Raw genomic sequence first — 23,649 nt, 5'->3', positions numbered from 1 at the left:
GTGAAATATGGTATTCTCGAGCCTTGAATTTCTGTTTGGATATTTACCCATATCGCTTGCGCTTTATTTTCTCGTACCGTTCAAATACCGCAATTTTATCATATTCGCCGTCAGCCTTGCTTTCTATGGCTGGGGCGAACCTGTATATATTGCTCTGATGGCGGCTACCATAGTAATTGATTATACCTGCGGATACTTTATCGACAAATATCGCGCAAACAAACGTCTTGCGAAAAAAATTCTAATTTTATCGATCGTACTTAATCTCGGCATACTTGGATTTTTTAAATATTGCGATTTTTTCATTGTAAATCTTTCGAAGATAGCTTTTCTGTCGTTTTTGAAACCGATCGGGCTTCCTCTGCCGATAGGCATTTCATTTTATACATTCCAGATCATGAGCTATACAATAGACGTATACCGGGGAGAAGGCGGCGTCCAGAAGAATATAATAAGCTTTGGCGCGTATGTTACCCTCTTTCCCCAACTTATTGCCGGACCGATTGTAAGATATAAGGATATCGATTCACAGCTCAATTCGAGAGAGCACAGTGTGGCACTTTTTGCTGACGGGGCGAGAAGATGTGTCGCCGGTCTTGCGAAAAAAGTGCTTCTTGCGAATACTGCCGGAGAGCTTTTTAAAATGTATCAGACAATTCCATCGGACAGTTTAAGTACAGTAGGGGCATGGACAGGAATTCTGTTTTATACATTTCAGATATATTTTGATTTTTCGGCATATAGCGATATGGCGATCGGAATGGGTAAGATGATGGGATTCACCTTCCTTGAAAACTTTAACTATCCGTATATATCAAAAAGCATAACTGATTTCTGGCGAAGATGGCATATATCTCTTTCAGTATGGTTCCGGGACTATGTATACATACCTCTCGGCGGCAGCCGCAAAGGAACACTCAATACATACAGGAATTTGTTCATTGTGTGGTTTTTGACCGGCTTTTGGCACGGCGCAAATTGGAATTATATCATTTGGGGATTATATTTCTTTGTTCTGCTCGTTATTGAAAAGGCGTTTTTACTGAAAAAGCTTGAAAAGCTTCCGGAATTTGTGGGGCACATATACGCGCTGTTCTTCATAATAATGGGATGGCTTATCTTTGTATTCGAGGATACGGCGGCGGGCATGGAATATTTTAAAAATATGTTCGGTTCCGCCGGATTTATCAATTCACAAGCCGTATATGACCTCGTGAGAACTCTTCCGCTGCTCATCGTGCTTTCGCTGGCGTCTACACCTTATCCGAAGAGGATTTATTATAGGCTTTATGACCGCTTTCCTTCATTCAGATCTGCCGCACCGATTCTAACGGCAGCCGTACTGCTTCTTTCGGTCGCTTTTCTCGTGGATTCCGGCTTTAACCCGTTTTTGTATCTGATTTTCTGATGAAAACGACGGAATTTTCGTTCCGGTTTTTGCCGATTATGCGATTCCGGAATAAATTAACAAAAGGAATGGTGATCTGATGAAAAATACAACCGCTCCGCTTTGTTCTGAAAAGCGGTCTAAATTCGGAGATGTTTTAGTGACGACGCTGTTTGTTCTGATCATCTTCGGCTTCTCAATTGCTATATTTATAATTCCTGATAAAAAATTTTCAAACGATGAAAACCGTTCGCTTCAGGTCTTCCCAACATATCCTAATATTTCCGCGTTTACTGAATCGTTTTTTTCGGGCGATTTCGGTAAGAAAATCAGCGATTATTACGCAGATCAGTTTCCGCTCCGCGATGCTTTTGTAGGCGTAAAGGCGATGACGGAACGGGTTATGCTGGAAAAACAAAATAACGATGTAATTTTCGGAAAAGATGGCTCGCTCATAACCCGGTTTTATTATCCGGATGTAAATATTATAGACGCAAATATAAAAAAGATTAATAAAGCGTTATCAGGTCTTGGCATTCCTGCGTATATATGTGTTCCTCCGCGCACGCAGGATGTCATGTCCGTGTGGCTCCCTGATGGTTTTCCGGAGGAACCGTCAAACGAAGCTTTCGAAGCTCTTGAAAACGAGTTGGCAGACACACAAATCAAATATATTGATCTGCGAAGCGCGCTTCTGGCAAAGGCCGATATGGGTGAGCAAATATATTACCGTACCGACCATCACTGGGAATCGCTCGGCGCGTATTACGCATACCGCGAAATTGCCGATAATATAGGCTTTAAACCGAAAGAACCGGACGAATTCTCTGTAAAGACCGTTACCGACAGCTTTTTCGGAACAACTTGGTCAAAGGCGGGCGCAAAATGGATAAAGCCGGATTCAATCGAATCATATGAACCAATTAACGGCAGCCGGTTTGAGGTCGATATAATGAAATACCGGGACGGGCGCGGAGACATCGCGCGGACAATGGATGGATTTTACGACGAAAGCTGTCTTACGACAAAAGACAAATACGCTTATTTCCTGTCCGGGAATTACGCGGATGTTTCGATCAGAAAGATCACTGATGAGAAGCGAGAAACGCTTCTTGTAATTAAAGACTCATTTGTGAATTCACTTGTCCCGTTTTTGGCACAGAATTATGATATAAGGCTGATCGATCCGCGGCAATATACCGGAAAGATATCCGATATTGTCGCATCCGGCGATTATTGTGCCATACTGTGTTGTATAAACATGGATATTATATCCGGATCGGACGTAAAGATCGCTTAAAAATTATAAGATATAACAAGGAAAGCAGAGGTAAAAGAAAAATGGTGAATCCCGACATAACCCAGAAATTCTCAAAGGAAGGACTTACTTTTGACGATGTGCTGTTGATTCCCGCAAAAAGTGAGATCCTCCCCGCGGATATTTCCCTAAACACACGGCTTACCAAAAAGATTAAGCTGAACATTCCGCTTATGACCGCAGCTATGGATACCGTAACCGAATCAAAAATGGCCATAGCAATAGCGAGAGAGGGAGGAATCGGCGTCATTCACAAGAATATGTCGATAGAAGCCCAATGCGACGAGGTCGACCGAGTAAAACGCAGCGAGAACGGAGTTATTGTCAATCCATTTTTCCTATCCCCCGAGCATTTTGTGTATGAAGCCGATGAGCTTATGGGTAAGTATAAAATATCCGGCGTTCCGATTTGCGAAAACGGAAAGCTTGTCGGTATAATCACAAACCGGGATATGCGTTTTCTCACGGATCACAGTATGCCTATCAAGGACGTGATGACAAAAGACAATCTGATTGTCGCTCCCGTGGGTACCACGCTTAACGAAGCAAAGGAAATATTGCGCTGCCACAAGATAGAAAAGCTGCCGATAGTAGATTCCGAAGGCTATTTAAAAGGGCTTATAACAATAAAGGATATCGAAAAAGCTGTGAGATATCCAAACGCGTCGAAGGATTCAAACGGACGCCTTTTATGCGCCGCCGCGATTGGAGCAACGCGTGATGTGCTTGACCGTGCCGGAGCTCTCATACAAGCGGGCGTCGACGCATTGGTGTTGGACAGCGCTCACGGTCATTCACTGAACATCATAAACTGTATTCAAAAGGTCAAGGCTGCGTTCCCGGATGCTCAGCTTGTTGCGGGTAATGTGGCGACCGCGGCCGGTGCCGAGGAGCTTATTCAAGCCGGAGCGGACGGCATCAAGGTCGGTATGGGTCCCGGATCGATATGCACGACAAGAATTGTCGCCGGCATAGGCATTCCGCAGATTACGGCAATATATGATGTCGCATGCGTAGCCTCAAAATACGGAATCCCGGTAATCGGAGACGGCGGAATAAAATATTCCGGAGATATTACAAAGGCGATCGCGGCCGGAGCGGACGTCGTCATGATAGGCAGCCTTTTCGCGGGATGCGAGGAAAGCCCCGGAGAAATAGAAATATATCAGGGCCGCAGCTTTAAGGTATATCGCGGAATGGGCAGCCTTGCTTCCATGCCAAACGGAAGCAAGGAAAGATATTTTCAGGAAAACAACAAGAAGCTCGTGCCTGAAGGAGTCGAAGGAAGAGTTCCGTACAAGGGCTCTCTTTCAGAATCCGTGTTCCAGCTAATCGGAGGACTTCGTTCCGGTATGGGTTATTGCGGAACGCCTGATGTTTTATCACTTCAGACAAAATCATCGTTTGTCAGAATAACCGGAGCAGGTCTCAAGGAATCTCATCCGCATGACATTTATATAACAAAAGAAGCACCTAACTACAGCGTCCAGGTCTGAATATAAAAATGATTTATTATAAGAAAGGATAGTTACGGTCGTATATCATGAAAAACAGATATGAAATTGACATGTCCGGCGTATCGCTAAACGTTCTCGCAGATGAGGATGAGGCGGAATTCAAAGATATCGTAAAGACCGTCGATAATTCGGTTCGCGAGATGATGAATATTAACAACAGGGTGACGCGGATACAGGCGACATTGCTGTTGTGTCTTGATTACCGCTCACGTATTCTTACTCTTGAAAAAGAAAATGCCGCGCTCAAAGAACAGCTATCTCTTATTGCCGATAAAAAGCTTTGAAAACATGACGCCGACTGTATTATAGCCGGCGTCAGATTTTATTATTAAAGAGGCAATTATAATCGTTCTTTATGAGTGAAATTCCGGCTTTTCCCTTTAAAACGGAGCCGCAGCAGAACATTACGCGATATTGAAAGGCGTGATAAAAATTATGACACTTTTAAATTCAAGCTCTTTTTCAGGCGCGACAGAGGTAAAGACAAAGAAAAAACCGGAGCTGTTGGCGCCCGCAGGCAGCTATGAATGCTTCGAGGCGGCGCTTGCGGCGGGAGCCGACGCGGTGTATCTAGGTGTGGCCGGATTCAACGCACGGGCATTTGCAAAGGGCTTTTCATATGAGGAGGCAGAAAAAGCGTTCAGCCTCGCCAGGCTTTACGGCAGAAAGATATATATTACTCTGAATACGCTAGTTTATAACCGTGAATTCCGTGAGCTTGGAGAACATGTCCGTGATCTCGCGTCCTTGGGAGCTCACACATTTATTATACAGGATCCGGGCGTTGCCATTTATTTAAAAAAAATATATCCGTCCGCCGTGCTTCATGCGAGCACGCAGATGTCCTGCGCGTCTTCAGACGCCGCGGATTTTATAAAAAATGCCGGATTTACAAGAATGGTTGCCCCGCGAGAGCTTTCCCGTTCCGATCTGGCAAAGCTTTGCGCCTCCGGTATCGAAATAGAAGCTTTTATTCACGGGGCGTTATGCGTTTCGGTTTCCGGGCAGTGCCTCATGAGCAGCATTATAGGCCGGCGCAGCGGAAACCGTGGCGAATGCGCCCAGCCGTGCAGGATGAAATATTCCGCCTCATCGGGCGGAGGATATCCCCTGAGCCTTAAGGATCTGTGTATGGGAGGACATATCAAGGAGCTTGCCGAGCTTGGCGTGAGTTCGTTTAAAATCGAAGGACGAATGAAAAGCGCGGATTATGTCTTTGGCGTGACTTCAATATACCGCAAAGCGATAGACGAAGGAAGGGATCTCTATCCCGACGAAATTGCGCGGCTTGCGCGTTTGTTTTGCCGCGGAGGAAGCTTTACCGACGATTATTATATGCACAGCTATGGACAAGGAACGCTTGGCACGCGTGATGAATCAGATAAATCGGCCACCCGAGCTCAACAATTACAGCCATTTGCGGCAGAATTGCCGAAGATCCCGGTATGCGCTGCTTTTGAATTGTATAAGGACAAACCTTCCAGATTAGAATTTACAGCGCGCGGAGTTTCCGTATCCGTGAAATCGGATGCGCCGTCCCCCGCACTGACCTCTCCTCTCAATAGAGAGAGCGTATGCGTGCGAATCGCGAAGCTGGGCGGAACTCCGTTTACTCTTGATTATGGTAACTCATGTTTTAATATCGGCGAAAATCTGAATATGTCGCCTTCCGTAATAAACGCTATGCGGCGAGAGGCCGCCTCCGCTCTTACAGAAGCTTTGTCCCGCTTTTCCGCGCCGGAATGTTATTCCTATCCTGATTATATAAGGGAAGCGCGTCATGCTTCTATGCCGGCTGAGCCACGTATACGTTTTGTCTTTGATTCATGCCGTGTTCCGAATGAAGCTCTTTTAGATTCGCTTTCGGATATCGCGCCGCGTTCAGAGCTTTATCTTCCGTTGTTTTCGCCGATAGCTCTTTATTCTCACATACTCGAAGCTAACCTGTTTTCAGTCGTTGGAGCATATTTGCCATCGATATATTTCGACAGCGAGAAGGAAGCGATTTCTGTTCGCACCGCCCTGCTTTCCGCGTCGGGCGTCAAGGACGTGCTTGCGGGCAGCCCGTCATATGTTACCGCGCTTGCGGGAACAGGAATGAAGCTCCACGGAGGATACCGGCTTAATATCATTAATTCGCTTTCAGCGGAATTCTATGCTTCCGCCGGTTTCTGCGATCTTACCGTATCGCCAGAGCTTTCGGACCCGGCTGTGTCTTCGCTCGCGTCTCCCGTGCCGCTTGCCGCTATGATTTGCGGAAGACTGCCGTTGATGCTGCTTCAGTCGTGCGTCATTGCCAATGAAACAGGATGTGATAAGAGATTTTCCGATCCGGTATGCGGTGCGTCATGCCGCCGTTTATTTGAGCTGCGCGACCGCACCGGGGCACGCTTTACCGCCGTTCCTCAGTTCGGACACAGGAATGCGATATTGAATTCGCAACTTTCGTATCGCGCGGATACGCTTCGCGGGCGTGCAGATATATTCACCGTTTTATTTACAACCGAATCAGACAGCGAAGCTCTATGTCTTGCCAAATTGATTGTTTCGGGTGGAAAACCGGAATCATATACGAGAAGATAATTATGGAAAAGGAAACGGCCGTTTTATTGACATTATAAAATTATAAATGTATAATGATGTTATTAACTCGGCAATTAAATAATTACCGTTAAAGAGAAAAAAGGCTCTGTTATATGGGCTTTTTCTCTTACAAAACAAGAATTATTAAATTGCCGTTTTAATAAATGAACGCGCTCCGGAGGGAAACGTGATGAACCTTTTTTTACGTCTTTTCAAACCGAAAAACGAAAATTCAAAAGCATACCGCCGTATGAAATCCCGGGGTTACCACGGTAAAGCGCTTAAATATGTTACCGAGATAACCGATTCCGGCGATGTGGTCATCGGGAAAGACGGAGACATCGTCGTAAAGGACGGATCGCTGAGCGTTTCCTGCGGAGGAAAGCTTTTGTTTAAATGCGGCGAGGATGAAGTTACATGCGGTGATCTCATGAGCCTTGACGGCGTTGTTATCACTGGCCTTGATTTCGTCAGCGGAACAAATCGGAGTATAATTGCGTATTTCAAATATTACAGAAAATAAACACTTGAAAGGATAATTGTATGTTCAACTTTAATTCATCAAGCAAAGTCAGGATAGGCATAATCGGATGCGGAGGAATAGCCAACGGAAAACATCTGCCTGCTCTTACTCAGATCCCGAACGTCGAAATTGTCGCTTACTGCGACATAAACGAAGAAGCCGCCAGACGGACCAAGTCGTGTTTTGGGCCTGATTCGGCGGCTGTATATGTCGATTATAGAAAGCTGCTTGAAGACAAATCTATCGATGTTGTTCATGTTCTCACGCCAAACCGTCATCATTCATATATATCCGTAGAAGCAATGGAAGCCGGAAAACATGTTATGTGCGAAAAGCCAATGGCAACATCCTATGAAGAAGCAAAAAAGATGGTCGATACCGCAAAACGCACCGGAAAGCTTCTTACGATCGGATATCAGAACCGTCAGACAAATGAAGCTCTTTATCTTAAATCCGAGGCGGATTCCGGGACATTCGGCGATATGTATTTCGCAAAAGCAACCGCGATTCGCCGCCGCGCCGTACCCAACTGGGGTGTTTTTCTTAACGAATACGAACAGGGCGGCGGTCCGCTTATCGATATAGGAACTCACGCGCTTGATCTTACGCTTTGGACAATGAACAACTACAAACCGAAATATTGCATGGGCACCACATATCATAAGCTCAACAATGAACGCAATTCCGGCAATGCCTGGGGCGACTGGGATCCAGATAAATTCACCGTCGAAGACAGCGCTTTCGGATTCGTAGTCATGGAGAACGGCGCCACGATAATTCTTGAATCAAGCTGGGCACTCAATACTGTTGAAGTCAGAGAAGCCGTCACGATGGTATGCGGAACGAAGGGCGGCGGAGATACCTGGGACGGAGTAAGAATAAACGGTGTCCGCAATGGCAGACAGTTCATTACCCGTCCGGATATGAGCGCTGGCGGAGTTGCGTTTTACAACGGAGTGTCCGAAAAGCCGCAGGACAGAGAAGCGGCACAATGGATAGACGCCGTTATCAACGGAAAAACCCCTTGCGTGCTTCCTGAGCAGGCATGCTGCGTGACGCAGATACTCGAGGGAATATATAAATCCGCCGCGAGCGGGAAAGCGTATAATTTTATATAACGGGAACGCATATTATAGGATTTATTTAACAGGAGGATAGAAAATCATGAAGCTTGGCGTCCTTACCGTACCGTTCGGTTCACAGCCTCTGCCGGAGGTTCTTTCATACATAAAAAAGCTCGGGCTCGAAGCAGCGGAGATCGGCTGCGGCGGTTATCCCGGAAAGGCGCACTGCGATCCTCATGCGCTGCTTTCGGATGAAGCCGCGTTGAATGAATTCGCCGCCGCTTTCGACCGTTCCGGAATAGAGCTTTCGGCTTTGTCATGTCACGGAAACGCGATCAGCCCGGATAAAGCCGCGGCAAAAAAATTTGACGACGATTTCCGTGACGCTGTATTGCTCGCGGAAAAGCTTGGAGTGAAAAAAGTCATAACCTTTTCCGGATGCCCCGGCGATTCAGAAAGCTCGAAATATCCAAACTGGGTTGTATGCCCATGGCCGGAGGAATTTTTAAAGATACTCGATTATCAGTGGAATGAGGTTTTGATCCCCTATTGGATAAAAACTGCCGAATTTGCCGCTTCTCACGGTATTTCGCAAATCGCGTTCGAGATGCATCCCGGTTTTTGTGTATATAATCCCGAGACGCTTCTGAAACTCAGAAAAGCTGTTGGAGACATAATCGGCGCCAATTTCGACCCGAGCCATTTATTTTGGCAGGGGATCGATCCGGTCGAGGCGATACGCGCCCTCGGGAAAGAGAAAGCGATTTTCCATTTTCACGCAAAGGATACGAGAATGGATTACACAAATACGCATATCAACGGCGTGCTTGACACGAAGCATTACAGCGACGAGATCAACCGTTCATGGGTGTTCAGGAGCGTCGGGTACGGCAACAATATGCAGGTATGGCGCGATATGATTTCCATGCTGCGCCTGGTGGGATACGATCATGTGCTTTCCATAGAACATGAGGACAGCCTCATGACAAGCAAAGAGGGTTTTGAAAAGGCCGTTTATTTCCTTAAGCAGGCCATGATCACCGAACCAAAGCCGACGGGTATGTTTTGGGCGTGAATTTGTAGGGACAACCCTTGCGGTTGTCCGCTCCATAGCGGTTGTCCGCCGAAATCGTCCCCCTCACAATCAAATCAAAAAAGACATTGCAACATGAATCAAGCCGCAATGTCTTTTATATTTGTTTAATTTTAATTTGATTAAATTTCCTTTATAAGTGCGCCCATATCATATTCGCCGACAGGCTTGCCGATAATAAAACGGGCAGCCCGAAGGGCTCCTTCTGCGAATATTTCGCGCGAAATGGCGGAATGGGACACGGTGATCACCTCGTCATGTCCGGCGAAAATCACGTCGTGTTCCCCTACGATCGTACCACCGCGGACAGAAGCGAAACCTATTTCGTGCTTTCCGCGCGGACGATGTTCGGCATGCCGGTCATAAATGTATTCATCGTTTGCATTAAGCACAGAGTTCATTGCGTCCGCGATCATCAGCGCGGTTCCGCTCGGAGCGTCAAGCTTTTTATTGTGATGCTTTTCCACGATCTCGATATCGAAATCATCCTGTAAAAACGCGGCAGCGCGTCGGCAAAGCTCTGTGACAAGCGCGACGCCTATCGACATATTCGCGCTTTTGAATATCGGAATAAAACGAGACGCTTCGGCAATTTTCGCCTTTTCAAAATCCGTGTGACCTGTTGTGGCGATTACGAGGGGAAGAGAATGAGCACGCGCATATTCAAGAACGTCACAGACAGCGGTATGGTACGAAAAATCGATTATCACGTCACAAGTCTCTGTAACCTCGGATATTTTACGATAGATCGGATATGATGTTCCGGCGACATCGGCGATATCTACTCCGGCGGCAATCACAGCTTCACGGGCTTCGCAGATATCTGATATGAAGCGGCCCATACGTCCTCCACAGCCGGACATGAGTATTCTCATTATTTAGCATTCCTTTGTTTAATAATTAATTACGATTGATCCGTAACCCTGATGTTATGATATAAGTCCATGCGCACGCATTGCTGTTTTCAGCCTTTCGAGGTTTTTGTCCTCCATTTCGCAGAGCGGAAGGCGCATTTCGATATCGCACTTGCCCATGAGATGCATGGCGGTTTTTGCGGGAATCGGATTGACTTCACAAAACAACGCGTTTATAAGGTCGAGATAATACAGCTGCAGCCGGCGGCTTTCGGCAATGTTCCCGGCAAAAAATTCCGCGCATATGCGGTGAGTTTCGGCGGGGAGAAGATTGGAAAGCACGGAAATGACGCCCTTTGCGCCAAGAGACATGAGCGGAACGATCTGATCGTCGTTGCCGGAATAAATGTCCAGCCGGTCGCCGCAGAGGGCGGCTGTCTGAGCAATCGAGGATATATCTCCGTTTGCTTCCTTTATTGCGGCGATATTTCCGTGGTCAGCGAGAGCAGCATATGTTTCAGGCTTAAAGCCGATTCCGGTGCGTGACGGAACATTATAAAGAATAACGGGCTTTGTGCATGCATCGGCGATATGGGAAAAGCTTTTGATAAGTCCCTTTTGAGTTGCCTTATTATAATAGGGCGTGACCAGAAGAACGGCGTCGACGCCTTCCTCGCATGCGTGACGCGAAAGACTTACGGCGTATTCTGTGTCGTTGCTACCCGTGCCGGCGATGACCGGAACGCGTCCTGCCACCTTTGAAACGGCAAATTCGATCACTTCGCGGTGTTCGTCATCGTTGAGGGTGGAAGATTCTCCGGTGGTACCGCATACGACTAAAGCATCGATGCCGGAGGAGATCTGTTCTTCGATTATAGCGCCGTATGCGGAAAAATCTACATAACCGTCTTTAAACGGAGTGATAAGCGCAGTGGCGGCGCCGGTAAATATTGTTCTTTTCATTAAAAATACCTCGTTTGATTAATTCGGCTACCATTATAGTATATGTTTGAACGGAAAATTGAGGAATGGCGAGAGCGAAAAAATAAAAACAAAAGTAAATTTTTATTCAAAAAAGAAAAACCGGTTGAAAACCGGCTATCAATGATATATAATAACAAGGTATATCGGTTAATAGGGCATACCGATGTTTTGTCCATATCAATGACAGCTCTCCGCCGGAAAACCGGCGACAGACAATGTGTTGTTGACACAATGTCCAGCATCACGCGAAAACCCGATATCCGCGTGGCTTCGGCGTTTTGTCCTTTCGTGATGCTTCATTGCTTCGGGCGGCTAGGCATCCTTACTGATAGAAAACGCGCCTCTATCCGCGTTTATTGTATCAAATAATACCGGTGATGTCAAATACTTTTTTAAGGAAATTCAAAAATTTTAATGAGCAATGATATAAATGGCAAAATGTTGCTGCGCTCGACATACGCATACGAGCTTCCCACAGAGCTGATCGCTCAGCATCCGTCGGAAAAACGCGATACATGTCGGCTCCTCGTCTGCCGTGACGGCGAGCTTGATGATAAAATATTTACAGATATACAGCAGTATTTTGATAAAGGCGATGTTTTGGTTGTAAATAAGAGTAAAGTAATTCCCGCGCGCGTATTTTTTCTGCCCATTTCAGAAAAGCGCAGCGGTATGGTCGAGCTTCTTCTTATGAAAGATATGGGCGGTGGCATATGGGAATGCCTTGCGCGTCCCGGAAAAAGGGCAAAGCCGGGTGACCGCCTCAGGGCTAATCAGGATCAGATCGGAAATTCGGAACGCCCGTATATGCTCGAGGCGGAGGTGTTATCCGTCACACCCGAAGGAAACAGAATAGTAAAATTTAGTTACGATACGACCCGGTCGTTTCTGTCGCTTCTGGACGAGGTCGGACGTATGCCGCTTCCGCCTTATATAACGGAAAAGCTTGATGATAACAGTAAATATCAGACGGTATACGCAAAGGAATACGGTTCGGCTGCCGCGCCAACGGCGGGGCTTCACTTTACCGAAGAGCTTTTAGCGGCATTGAAGAAAAAAGGCGTCGAAATCGCAGAGGTAATTCTGCATGTCGGGCTGGGCACGTTCCGTCCCGTCAAGGAGGACAATATCCTCAATCACCATATGCACAGTGAGTATTACGAGATACCGCGCGATGCGGCCGACGCCATAAACGGCGCAAGGCATCGCGGTAAAAGAGTTGTTGCCGTCGGCACCACATCTGTGCGGACTATGGAAGGAGCTTACGCGCGCTTCTTCGGCTCAGAGCCAGGTCACGACCTTCCGGCCTGCTCCGGAGAGACGAATATATTTATATATCCGGGCTTCCGGTTTATGACATCGGACGCTCTGATAACGAATTTTCATCTTCCGGAAAGCACGCTCATCATGCTCGTCAGCGCGTTTTACGGATATGAACGCACAATGGAAGCATACCGGCATGCGATTGTAAACAGATACAGATTTTTTTCCTTTGGTGATGCAATGTACCTTGAAAGGCGTTCGGGAGAGGACGAAAAATCAGAGCATTTCAGTTAACGGACAGACTCTGATAAATGAAAAGAAATTTAAATGATAAAGCCGATTATAATAGCCGGACCGACGGCAAGCGGAAAAAGCACGCTCGGGCTCTGGCTTGCAAAAGAAATCAACGGCGTGATTATATCCGCCGATTCGATGCAGATATACAGAAAAATGGACATAGGAACCGCCAAGCCGACAGAAGAAGAAAGAAAATCGGTTCCGCATAAATTAATCGATATTGTCGATATCGGAGAATCGTTTTCCGTTTCTGATTATAAAGAGGAGGCTGAAAAGGAGATAGAAGCGGCGATGGGCGCAGAAAAGGTGCCGGTCATCGTCGGAGGGACGGGTCTGTATATTGACGCTCTTGTCAATAACACTGATTTCGGAGATTTCGAATGCCCTCCGGATATTCGTGCACGTCTTGTTTATCAGGCAGAAAACGGAGGCGGCGCGGAGCTTTATGATATGCTTACCGCAGTTGATCCAAAGACAGCGGCGCGCCTGCATGTCAATGACACAAAGCGGATAATACGCGCGCTTGAGATATATATAGCGACCGGCAAAACCATGTCATATTATATAGAAAAATCGCGTCTTAATCCCCCTAAATATGAATATCTCATGTTCATAATCGAGTTTGCGGATCGCAGCGCACTTTACGAGCGTATTGATCGAAGAATTGATGAAATGCTTTTAAGCGGGCTCTGTGACGAAACGAAGGCTTTATACAAAGACGGGCTTGCCGACGCAGTGACCGCCGCCCAGGCGATCGGATACAAAGAGCTGTGCGGATGGCTTGAGGGAAGGCTTGGATATAACGAGGCCGTCGAGCTGCTGAAGCGCCGCACGCGCAACTATGCAAAGCGTCAGATATCATGGTTTTCGAGGTATGAATCGGCAATAAGGTTATATGCTGACCGCGGAGATACCGCAGATCCGGCGAGAAACGACAGGGTTTTGACTAAAGTTAAGAAGTTTTTAAGCTAAGACGCGCGGCTTCTTTGAAAAGAAGCTTAACGGGAAACTTAATCCGAGCCTGATATTATTAAACTATAAATATGACTTACGGTCAAAGCTCATTTACCAGAGCCTTTACTTTTAATCAAAGAACATTTTTACGTAGCTCTGGAGCAAAAAACAAAGGCAAGGGAAAAAATGAATATAACACGCTTTCTGAAAGGTGTATTCGGCGTTATCCTCTCGATTTTTATAATAATATATTTGTTCGTCCAATTTTCGACGACATTTTCTTATGAGTTTGTAACCGAGCATGCCGGAATAAACACAGTACAGAAGACGCTTGACACGGTGGGTTATTTTGCGCGAAGCGAGGTTTATGTCAACGCGCCTTCTCAGGGAGTATTGTATTACGATGTGAATGAAGGCGAGAGAGTAGGAAAAGATCAGACGGTTGTCGAGGTGTATTCGTCAAACGACGCGATGAATCTTCAAAAACAGATCCGTGAGCTGGATAATAAGATATCCATACTTGAAGAAAGCCTTATAACAAACGGATATGTGACTACGGATATTACGAAAATAGATACCAAGATCACCGATCTTATAACTGAGATAAACCGCTCCGCTACATCTGATAAACTGGAAAAGGCCATTTCCTGCGAAAAACCGCTTCTTACTACTATGAACAAACGTATGCTTATCACAAAGGAGACTGATTTCGAAGCAAAGATAAACGCTTTAAAAGCGCAAAAGGATTCACTTGCCGCCGGGCTTGCCGCCAATCCGTCCGCTAAAACTTCGATAAAGACCGAGAATTCAGGGTTTTTTACGGCGATTACTGACGGATACGAAACGGTATTCACTCCTGACATCATAGACAAGCTCACTGTTGACGGATTCTTAGCGTTGACCAAATCAAAAAAGGATGTACCACAAAACGTAGCCGGAAAAATAGTAACAGATTACGAATGGTATATACTCTGTCCGGTCACAAAAAGAGAAGCCTCCGATATGGAGACCGGAATTTCTTATGGTATCCTGTTCCCCTATTCCGACGACGCGGAGGTTAAGGCGAATCTTGTGAAAAAGCTCATACAAACAAATACGGATACCGTCGTACTCGTTTTTAAAAGCGAATATGTCCCTGCCGGGTTCAGCTATGAACGCATGCAGCAGGCACGTATAATAAAGAGCACATATACCGGCCTTCAGATACCTAAAAACGCGCTCAGGCTGGTTGATGGAAAGCAGGGAGTATATATTCTTTCCGGCAACACCGTAATGTTCAGAAGCACGAAGATTATATATGAAACAGATAATTATTACCTTGTGGAAATGACTGAAAACAACGCGCTCAACAACGAGCTGAGCCTTTACGATTCTGTAATAGTCAAGGGCAAGGATTTATTCGAAGGAAAGGTTGTGGATTAACTTATTATGCTGACAGAACAAAGAAAAGACGAAATCGCCGGAAATATAATGAAAATCCGCGAGAATATAGAAAAGGCAAGGGAAGTACGACAGTCAGAGGTCGGGACACCGAATGAAAATAATATTATTCTGCTTGCGGCGACAAAGACACGTACGCCTGAGGAGATAAATTATCTTGCCGAATGCGGCGTGACATACATTGGAGAAAACCGTGTTCAGGAGCTGCTTGATAAATACGATGCACTCGACAGAGATAAATTCAAGCTTCATTTTATAGGCGCTCTTCAGACAAACAAGGTAAAATATATAATCGACAAGGTCGATATGATCGAATCAGTCGACCGCATCGAACTGGCCGCGGAGATTGACCGCCGCGCAAAGCAGAAAAATCTCGTCATGGATATACTGGCGGAGGTAAATATCGGAGGCGAGGAATCCAAATCCGGAGTAAGGCCTGAGGATGCGGAAGAGTTTGTGACGAACCTGACAAAATTTACATCGATCCGGGTTTGCGGTCTGATGACGATACCGCCCGTTTGCGAGGATATAAACATACAAAAGCAGTATTTTAAAAAAATTATACAGATTTTTATTGACATATCGGTCAAAAACAAGGATAATGTTAATATGCGGTATGCTTCGTTTGGAATGACCGGTGATTATGCCGCCGCTGTCGAATGCGGCTCGAATATTGTAAGAATAGGCACCGGAATTTTCGGGAAACGCGAGTATAAATAAACCGCGGATAAATTAAAATAATACAAACATATAAACGGAGGACAGTAAAATGGGTTTTAAAGATACTCTCAACAACATCCTTTACGGAAAGGAAAAGGACGAGGAATATAACGAAGAAGATTACGAAGAAGATTATTCCGGACAGGAAGATGACAATGGTGGCTTTGTCCCTCAAAAGGGCAACCGCCAATATCAAAATGAACAGAACTCCGGTTCGCGCCGTGAAGAATATGTTCCTTCCAAGCAGTCAACAAACGTGAATATGGCCTCCGGATCCGCAATCGAAATGAAAGTCGTAAAGCCGGAGAGGCTTGAAAATGTGACACAGATTGCCGACTTCTTGCTTGAAAAAAAGACTATTTTATTAAATCTCGAGGATACCAACAAAGAGACAGCACGCAGGATAATAGATTTCATGAACGGCGTCGCGTATGCGATAAACGGTGATCTCCGCAAAGTTGCAAACAGTACATATGTCGTGACTCCGTCCAACGTAGAGGTTTCCGGCGATCAGCTTAAAGAGACGCAGGAAAAGGGCGATCTTATAAAATAAATTTCTGGTGAGGTTATCGGGTTGGAGCATTTTGTTGCGTTATTGGGCAATCTTATAAGTATATTGCTGAGCGCCGAGCTGTTTTTCATGCTTGCGCGCGCGATAATGAGCTGGTTGCCGTTCGAGGACGACAATCCGCTTTGGATGTTTATGTATTATGCCACTGAGCCTCTCATCGAGCCGGTGCGCCGTGTAATAAACAAGTTTCCTCGCCTCAACATGCTTCCTATTGATATTTCCTTCATAGTGACTGTCATCTTGCTTTCAATAATTCAAGGATTGATCGAAGCTTTATGAGCGGCTTTTCATCGGATATTCCGGATGACGTGCTTGTCTCACGCGTACACGACAAGCTGCGCACCGCCGAAAGAGGACGGAAATCATTTCTGCCTTTTTTGGACGGCAGGCAATCCGAGGTTGTCAAGACTGCGGTTAAATCCGCCGGATTTGATGCCCACGGCGGTTGCTTCGTTTCGTATGGAGGCTACCCTGACGCGGAAAGGCTGGCTTTTGGGTTTATTTCACCTGAATCAGGTGAAGATGCCGGATGTATTCCGATCAAATGGCTTTGTATCGACGGGAACGGCTTCAATGAATTTTCTCACCGCGATGTACTCGGCGCCGTGCTTTCGCTCGGAATACGTCGTGAGTTTATCGGAGATATTCTGTTAATCTCTCCGGGAAAAGCATACGTTGCGGTCTTTGACGAACAAGACACCATCGCGGAGCATATCGCGTCATCGCTTGAACGCATCGGACGCGGCGGCGTAACGACAAAGACAGAGAACAAGGGCTTCGTGCCCTCGTTTACTCGCACGTTTGAACGCATCCGCGGGACATGTGCTTCGCCACGTTTTGATGCGATTATTTCCGAGATTTGCAATATTCCGCGCTCTGAAGCAAAGCAGCTGATTGAATCGGAGCTTGCGGTGCTTAATTACAGCGCGGCGCGTCCCGACAGAATATTGATGCCGAATGATATCTTCTCCGTAAGGGGATACGGAAAGTTTATTTTTATTTCCACAGACGGAACAAACAAGAGAGATCGCATCAGGTTCATATGCGATAAATATATATAAAAGAGGTAAGTGCAATGATATCACCGCATGATTTGAAGAAAAAAACATTTCAAAAAGCGGTACGCGGATATAATTCAGTCGAAGTTGACGAATATATCGAATACCTTATAGACAGCTATACCGAGCTTTATCGTGAAAACGCCGAGCTTGAAAAGAAACTGCACATACTGGGAAGCAAATACGATGAGCTCGCGGGAGATGAAAAATCGATCCGCTCCGCAATAATAAAGGCACAAAAGCTGAGTGAGACAATAATAGATAACGCAAAAAAAGAAGCGGACGCTGTAATTGCCGGGATTTCCGGGCGATGCGATTCCGTTATAACAGAAGCCGCAAAAAAAGTCGAAGACGAACGGGAAGCACTCAAAACCCTTCGTACCTCCGCCCAGGATTTTAAAGAAAAGCTCTGCGATGGTTATATGCAGCATATCAAGTTTATTCAGGCGCTCGAAATCGGCAACCCGGATAAAGCTGACGAGGATATTCCTTCATCAGATGAGCTGTATAAGATCGCTGCCATGGATGTATCAAAAGAAAAGGACCCGAAGGTTGGCGGCGATTTTATTTCCGTAAAGTGTGAAAAACCCGCCGCCGATGACAATACCGGAGAGACCAAATAATGCCGTTTATTATAATCGCGGCGGTCATTTTACTTGACCAGCTGACAAAAAACATTGTCGTGACATATCTTCAGCCAGTCACGTCGGTTCCGATTATCGATAAAATTCTGTACTTTACTTATCATGAAAACTCCGGAGCATTTATGGGAATGTTCTCTGATGCCAGATGGGTTTTTATGATTACATCGTCGGTTGCGTTATTGGCGATGATTGGATATATAATATATTCACGCAAAAAGCAAAAGCCGGCTCTTCTCATAATTTCGCTTGCAATGATGGCCGGAGGTGGAATCGGTAATATGATCGACCGTATTGCGCTGAAATATGTCATTGATTTCATCGAATTCAGAGTGATAAACTTCCCGATATTCAACATCGCCGACAGTTTTATTACGATCGGCGCGGCGCTTTTTATAATATATTACGTTAAATATGAGATAACAGTATCGGAGAAGCATCCGGCGATTACTTCAGAGGATTATGATAAGCCTGTAAATAACAAAAACAACGAGCAGGCTTTATCCGAAAAAGGCGATAAAAATGAACGATGATATCGTCATTTTTACCGATGATCCGGAAGCTGACCGGGATATATACGCATTTACTGCCGAGGAAAGCGACTCAGAAATACGGCTTGACGTGTTTTTATCTCAAAAAACCGGATTTTCACGCACAAGGGTCGCGGAGCTTTGTGAATCGGGCTATGTTCTTGTCAACTCAATTCCAAGAAAGAAAAATTTCCGTCTGACATCCGGCGATGAGCTTGAGCTTTCGGCTCCGCCACCGACCGGAATTGAAGCAAAGCCGCAGAATATCCCGCTTGATATATATTACGAAGACGAAAACTTACTTGTAGTCAACAAGCCGCAGGGAATGGTTGTGCATCCCGCCCCGGGCAATCCGGACGGGACTCTCGTCAATGCCCTGCTGTTTCACTGTGACGGAGATCTTTCCGGAATTAACGGAAAACTTCGCCCGGGAATCGTTCATAGAATCGACAAGGATACGGCCGGATTGCTTATTGTCGCAAAAAACGAGCTTGCTCACATTTCTCTGGCCGCTCAGATAAAAGCACACACATTTTCCCGCAAATACCGCGCCATACTATACGGCGTGCCTGAACCGTTAACCGGTACAATACGCACCGGCATCGGCAGGAGCAGAACGGATCGTAAAAAAATGGCCGCCTTTCCCATCGGAACTCCCGGGACAAAGGAGGCTGTGACACATTACCGCGTTCTGCGCGCTTATGGCGCGTTTTCCTATGTCGAGCTTACTCTTGAAACCGGCCGCACTCATCAGATACGCGTGCATATGCGCGAAATCGGTCATCCAGTTCTCGCGGACCCGGTTTATGCAGCAGGAAGAAAAACGCTTGGGCTTTACGGTCAGGCGCTTGTCGCTTTTCACATCGGTTTTATACACCCTGTAACCGGCGAAAGACTTGTTTTCGAATGCCCGGACCCTGATTTTATTAATAAAGCACTGGAAATAATAGAACATGAAATATGACGGACTACTGATCGCCTCGGATCTCGACGGTACATTTCTCGGCGAGAAATCTGAAACACTGAAAATCAATCTGGAGGCAATCGAGCATTTCAAATCCAACGGCGGATTGTTCACCTTTTCTACAGGCCGTAACGAACCTGCGCTTTTTCGCCTCGTTCCGGGAGCTGACTCAATAGTCAACGCGCCGGCAATCCTCACAAACGGCTCATACATAACAAACCTTTCGACAGGAGAAAAGTTTTATGAAACCTTTCTCGACCCCGAGCCGACCCGAAAGCTACTTAAGCTTATCAAAACCGAATTTCCCGAAATAGGCGCGCGAATATCAGTCGGCGACCTTTTTGTCGTCCCGTATATGACGCCAAAGCTCCTTCGCGAGCTTACGCGTTATCTGGATATAACCGTTGAACGTGATATAGATGAAATAGACGGTGCGCATTGGAATAAAATTGTTGTAAGCGGCACCGCGGATGAAATACAGAGTCTGATCGGCTGGTTTTCGGATCGTGACAGCTCCGGATTCGCGCTGAGCTATTCGTGCCCAGTGTTATTCGAAATATTGGATAAAAACGCGACAAAGGGCAAAATGCTCCGAAATTTGAAAAAATTTTACGGCGGAGTCACGACGGTTGCAGTCGGAGATTACAACAATGACCTTGACATGCTCCGCGCCGCTGATATCGCCGCGTGCCCTGACAACGCGCTCGACGAAATAAAGGCTGTGTCTAAATATCATCTTTGCCATCATCGCGACGGAGCTATAGCCGACCTTATATCGAAATTATAAAAGAGCGATTCCCGGCTTAAGGGAATATACCTCGATAATAATTTATATATTCATATATCTTTCAGGAGGAACCAACAATGGATAAGGCAAGAAAACAGGAGCTATCCGACATTGCCGTTAAAATCAGGATGGGTGCGCTTGAATGCGTTTACGGCGGTAATTCCGGTCATCCCGGCGGATCGCTTTCTATTGCCGAAATATTATCGTATCTCTATTTTGAAAAAATGAACATCGATCCGAAAAATCCTAAAAAGGCTGACCGCGACCGTTTCGTGTTGTCAAAGGGTCACACATGCCCTGCGCTTTATGCCACGCTTGCAAATCGCGGATATTTTTCGACCGATCTTTTGAAAACCTTCCGTCACAGTGACAGTATTCTGCAGGGACATCCGGATATGAAGGGCATTCCGGGCGTCGATATGTCGACGGGCTCTCTCGGGCTCGGATTTTCCGCATCTTGCGGAATGGCGAAAGCGGCAAAGCTTTCAGGCGACAGCTATAAGGTTTACGCGATTCTCGGCGACGGCGAGCTTGAAGAAGGACAGGTTTGGGAGGCGGCTATGTTCGCCGGCCATTACAAGCTGAACAATCTCTGCATTTTCATTGATTTTAACGGACTGCAGATCGACGGCGATATAACAAAGGTTATGAACCCGACGCCTATCGACGATAAATTCCGTGCCTTCAACTGGAATGTGATCGTAATTGACGGACATGATTTTGACCAGATCGAAGCTGCTGTTGCCGCATCTGAACAAAGCGACAAGCCGACAGCGGTTGTGTGCCATTGCATAAAAGGCAAAGGAGTATCCTTCATGGAAAACGAAGCCTCCTGGCACGGCAACGCGCCCACAAAGGAGCAGTATGAAGCCGCGATAGCTGAGCTGAAGTCACAGTTAGGGGGAAACAAATAATGAAATTATCTAAAAAATATGAACTCGGTAAAAAAATTGCCACGCGTGAAGCATATGGCGACGCTCTTGCGGAATTCGGAGCTGACCCCCGCATAATCGTTTTAGACGCAGACCTATCCAAATCCACCAAGACCGCCAATTTTAAAAAGGTTTATCCGGAACGTTTTGTGAACTGCGGTATCGCGGAGGGAAATATGATGGCCGTCGCCGCCGGTATGGCCACCACCGGAAAAATCCCCTTTGCAAGCTCTTTTGCTATGTTCGCTGCCGGAAGAGCATTTGAGCAGGTCAGAAACGCAATAGGATATCCCCATCTTAATGTCAAGATCGGCGCGACCCACGCGGGAATAACCGTCGGAGAGGACGGCGCCACCCATCAGTGCAACGAGGATATCGGAGTTATGCGCACAATCCCGGGAATGGTGATACTAAATCCCGCCGATGCCGCGGAGGCGCGCGCCTGTGTCAAGGCAGCGATCGATTATTACGGTCCCGTATATATGAGATACGGTCGCCTCAGTGTTCCGGTAATATTTGACGAAGATACCTTTGACTTTGAAATCGGAAAAGGACAGACTATCGTTAACGGAACAGATGTGACCATTGCGGCCACAGGCATCATGACCGCTTCCGCGATTGAAGCTGCAAAGGCGCTTTCCGCGGAGGGCATCAGCGCACGTGTCGTCAATATCTGCACGATAAAGCCTATCGACAAGGAGCTTCTTATCAAATGCGCGGCAGAAACCGGCGCCGTCGTGACAGCCGAGGAACATAATATAATCGGCGGGCTGGGAAGCGCCGTATGTGAAACGGTATGCGAAGCGAAGCCCGTTCCCGTTATCCGTGTCGGAATCAAGGATGTGTTCGGCAAATCGGGCAAGGCAACCGAGCTTATCGATGAGTTCGGCCTTTCCGCAAAGGATTTGGTCGCCGCCGCAAAGGCAGCTATTGCACTTAAACTTAAGTAAAGCGTGAGAACAAGAACGCGGTCGCTTTCTTGTAAGAAAACGACGTAAAAATCTTTCTGTTTTGAAACGAATATAAAGCATAAATTCCCGGAACAGGCGATGCCTGTTCCGGGAATGCGGTTTTATATGAGATTATAAATAATATCAATACACTATGCTTATACTGTAACCGTCAAAAGTATCGTTGAGCTGAGTTATTACCGCGTTTTTAATTTCAGCCATAACACTGTCTTCGGTCTGCTTTTCTGATTCATCTTTCGGTTTTTCTTCCGGCAGCATACATTCCTCGAGCTTTTTGGTATCCGGGTTATAAGAATATGCCGTTGCTTTATTATTAAATCGTGCAATTATATAAAAACCTCCATTTGAGTCAAAATAAGGCTCAAGGTGTTTTCCGAGAATTTCAAGTGGTATATCTACCCGGTATTCCTCGGTTACAGCGTCATGAGACTCCGAAAGATCACCCAAGACAGTATATAACGGATCATCGTCTCGGTTTGTGATAATAAAGCCTAATTTATTTCCATATTTTACAGGCATACTTAAGATCGCATCATATATGCCGGTATCATAAACAATTTTTTCATTTATCATTAAACGCCCGGTCTGAACACCTCTAACCCAATGATTAATTTCACCTACATATAAAAGGTCACCGTTTTCCAGCATGCTCAGATTTATTCCGCGATATCTGATTATCTCCTGTGTTTCTATATCAATCACAGTAAATATGCAAACAGACGGATTAAGATGAGCGTCAATTACATAGCGGCGGCTGTCTGCCCACCAGGAAGTATATATACAGTTACCGCTGTCTGTGAAGTCAAACGTACCGGCAGGCTTTCCGTCAATATCGGCAACTCTTATATGATACACAAATTGCCCGTCTTCACCGAATGTCTTATCATGGAAGTAAGCAATATGCGTCTTGTCCGGAGAAAGAACACCATTATAAACCTTGTCGTTTTCGGTTACGGCAGCTATGAGTTCTTTTGATGTCGATTCATAATAATAAATCTTATTCTCTTTTGTCAGCACGGCGCTGAATGCGGGGAGCGAGATTCCGGTCGTTTCCCGTTGTTCTGTTTCGTTTTCAGTTTCAACGATATTATTTGTTTCCCGGGGCTCTGTAACGTTTTCGGTCTCGCTTTCACTGACATTATTTGTTTCCATGAAATCGTCCGGAGCTGTTTCGGATATTATTCCGGTATCGGATATG

Annotated in this window: 24 protein-coding genes and 1 riboswitch; of the genes, 21 read left to right on the top strand and 3 right to left on the bottom strand. The window is 46.1% G+C overall.

Annotation, left to right across the window (positions count from 1 at the left end):
* The first annotated feature begins 7 nt into the window (after window positions 1-7).
* The 8 genes from VB118_07830 to VB118_07795 all read left to right on the top strand — a co-directional run bounded on the left by VB118_07830 (window position 8) and on the right by VB118_07795 (window position 9,467).
* A complete protein-coding gene (locus VB118_07830) occupies window positions 8-1,408 on the top strand; it encodes an MBOAT family O-acyltransferase (protein ID MEA4832512.1) in 1,401 nt (466 codons plus the stop codon).
* 79 nt (window positions 1,409-1,487) lie between these two features.
* Window positions 1,488-2,687 carry a DHHW family protein gene (locus VB118_07825; GenBank protein ID MEA4832511.1) on the top strand — a complete coding sequence of 400 codons (1,200 nt, stop codon included), beginning with the start codon at window positions 1,488-1,490 and terminating at the stop codon, window positions 2,685-2,687.
* 41 nt (window positions 2,688-2,728) lie between these two features.
* Entirely contained in the window at window positions 2,729-4,201 is a 1,473-nt protein-coding gene (gene guaB / locus VB118_07820) for an IMP dehydrogenase (GenBank protein ID MEA4832510.1), read from the top strand.
* A gap of 47 nt (window positions 4,202-4,248) precedes the next feature.
* A complete protein-coding gene (zapA, locus tag VB118_07815) occupies window positions 4,249-4,506 on the top strand; it encodes a cell division protein ZapA (protein ID MEA4832509.1) in 258 nt (85 codons plus the stop codon).
* Between the two features lie 151 nt (window positions 4,507-4,657).
* Window positions 4,658-6,805 (top strand): U32 family peptidase, encoded by a 2,148-nt coding sequence (locus tag VB118_07810; protein ID MEA4832508.1) that lies wholly within the window; start codon window positions 4,658-4,660, stop codon window positions 6,803-6,805.
* 190 nt (window positions 6,806-6,995) lie between these two features.
* Window positions 6,996-7,328, top strand: a complete 333-nt coding sequence (locus tag VB118_07805) for a hypothetical protein (protein MEA4832507.1) — start codon at window positions 6,996-6,998, stop codon at window positions 7,326-7,328.
* Window positions 7,329-7,348: 20 nt separating this feature from the next.
* Window positions 7,349-8,446 (top strand): Gfo/Idh/MocA family oxidoreductase, encoded by a 1,098-nt coding sequence (locus tag VB118_07800; protein ID MEA4832506.1) that lies wholly within the window; start codon window positions 7,349-7,351, stop codon window positions 8,444-8,446.
* A gap of 46 nt (window positions 8,447-8,492) precedes the next feature.
* A complete protein-coding gene (locus VB118_07795) occupies window positions 8,493-9,467 on the top strand; it encodes a sugar phosphate isomerase/epimerase (GenBank protein MEA4832505.1) in 975 nt (324 codons plus the stop codon).
* Between the two features lie 140 nt (window positions 9,468-9,607).
* Here VB118_07795 and dapB read toward each other — a convergent pair whose 3' ends face one another.
* Both dapB and dapA read right to left on the bottom strand, forming a co-directional pair.
* Entirely contained in the window at window positions 9,608-10,360 is a 753-nt protein-coding gene (dapB, locus tag VB118_07790; GenBank protein MEA4832504.1) for a 4-hydroxy-tetrahydrodipicolinate reductase, read from the bottom strand.
* Window positions 10,361-10,414: 54 nt separating this feature from the next.
* A complete protein-coding gene (gene dapA, locus VB118_07785; protein ID MEA4832503.1) occupies window positions 10,415-11,302 on the bottom strand; it encodes a 4-hydroxy-tetrahydrodipicolinate synthase in 888 nt (295 codons plus the stop codon).
* 197 nt (window positions 11,303-11,499) lie between these two features.
* Window positions 11,500-11,677: riboswitch (Lysine riboswitch) on the bottom strand.
* Between the two features lie 60 nt (window positions 11,678-11,737).
* Here dapA and queA point away from each other — a divergent pair.
* The 13 genes from queA (at window position 11,738) to VB118_07720 (ending at window position 22,430) form a co-directional block, all read left to right on the top strand.
* The gene (queA, locus tag VB118_07780) at window positions 11,738-12,880 is read left to right on the top strand and encodes a tRNA preQ1(34) S-adenosylmethionine ribosyltransferase-isomerase QueA (protein MEA4832502.1); all 1,143 of its coding nucleotides are present in this window, start codon (window positions 11,738-11,740) and stop codon (window positions 12,878-12,880) included.
* Between the two features lie 33 nt (window positions 12,881-12,913).
* Window positions 12,914-13,855, top strand: coding sequence for a tRNA (adenosine(37)-N6)-dimethylallyltransferase MiaA (gene miaA / locus VB118_07775; protein MEA4832501.1), 942 nt, complete (start codon window positions 12,914-12,916; stop codon window positions 13,853-13,855).
* 114 nt (window positions 13,856-13,969) lie between these two features.
* The gene (locus tag VB118_07770; protein MEA4832500.1) at window positions 13,970-15,259 is read left to right on the top strand and encodes an HlyD family efflux transporter periplasmic adaptor subunit; all 1,290 of its coding nucleotides are present in this window, start codon (window positions 13,970-13,972) and stop codon (window positions 15,257-15,259) included.
* A gap of 6 nt (window positions 15,260-15,265) precedes the next feature.
* Window positions 15,266-15,997: a YggS family pyridoxal phosphate-dependent enzyme gene (locus VB118_07765; GenBank protein MEA4832499.1), complete on the top strand. Its 732-nt coding sequence runs from the start codon at window positions 15,266-15,268 to the stop codon at window positions 15,995-15,997.
* 49 nt (window positions 15,998-16,046) lie between these two features.
* Window positions 16,047-16,550, top strand: coding sequence for a cell division protein SepF (locus VB118_07760; protein ID MEA4832498.1), 504 nt, complete (start codon window positions 16,047-16,049; stop codon window positions 16,548-16,550).
* A 21-nt stretch (window positions 16,551-16,571) separates the two neighbouring features.
* Window positions 16,572-16,847 (top strand): YggT family protein, encoded by a 276-nt coding sequence (locus VB118_07755; protein MEA4832497.1) that lies wholly within the window; start codon window positions 16,572-16,574, stop codon window positions 16,845-16,847.
* A complete protein-coding gene (locus VB118_07750) occupies window positions 16,844-17,629 on the top strand; it encodes a YlmH/Sll1252 family protein (protein MEA4832496.1) in 786 nt (261 codons plus the stop codon). The genes VB118_07755 and VB118_07750 overlap by 4 nt, the downstream gene beginning before the upstream one ends.
* A 14-nt stretch (window positions 17,630-17,643) precedes the next feature.
* On the top strand, window positions 17,644-18,249 hold the full coding sequence (locus tag VB118_07745) for a DivIVA domain-containing protein (protein MEA4832495.1): 606 nt from the start codon (window positions 17,644-17,646) through the stop codon (window positions 18,247-18,249).
* The gene (lspA, locus tag VB118_07740) at window positions 18,249-18,800 is read left to right on the top strand and encodes a signal peptidase II (GenBank protein ID MEA4832494.1); all 552 of its coding nucleotides are present in this window, start codon (window positions 18,249-18,251) and stop codon (window positions 18,798-18,800) included. Before VB118_07745 ends, lspA begins: the two co-directional genes overlap by 1 nt.
* Window positions 18,790-19,761 carry an RluA family pseudouridine synthase gene (locus VB118_07735; protein MEA4832493.1) on the top strand — a complete coding sequence of 324 codons (972 nt, stop codon included), beginning with the start codon at window positions 18,790-18,792 and terminating at the stop codon, window positions 19,759-19,761. Before lspA ends, VB118_07735 begins: the two co-directional genes overlap by 11 nt.
* A complete protein-coding gene (locus VB118_07730; protein MEA4832492.1) occupies window positions 19,751-20,548 on the top strand; it encodes an HAD hydrolase family protein in 798 nt (265 codons plus the stop codon). Before VB118_07735 ends, VB118_07730 begins: the two co-directional genes overlap by 11 nt.
* Before the next feature lie 77 nt (window positions 20,549-20,625).
* On the top strand, window positions 20,626-21,462 hold the full coding sequence (locus VB118_07725) for a transketolase (GenBank protein ID MEA4832491.1): 837 nt from the start codon (window positions 20,626-20,628) through the stop codon (window positions 21,460-21,462).
* Window positions 21,462-22,430 (top strand): transketolase family protein, encoded by a 969-nt coding sequence (locus tag VB118_07720; protein ID MEA4832490.1) that lies wholly within the window; start codon window positions 21,462-21,464, stop codon window positions 22,428-22,430. Before VB118_07725 ends, VB118_07720 begins: the two co-directional genes overlap by 1 nt.
* A 144-nt stretch (window positions 22,431-22,574) precedes the next feature.
* On the opposite strand, the gene VB118_07715 is transcribed toward VB118_07720, so the two are convergent.
* The coding region (locus VB118_07715; protein MEA4832489.1) for a hypothetical protein at window positions 22,575-23,649 on the bottom strand (1,075 nt) is incomplete at its 5' end.

Source organism: Oscillospiraceae bacterium (assembly GCA_034925865.1).
Classification (GTDB): domain Bacteria; phylum Bacillota; class Clostridia; order Oscillospirales; family SIG627; genus SIG704.
Note: the sequence above shows the minus strand (reverse complement) of the source record. Positions and strands in the feature narration are given on the sequence as shown.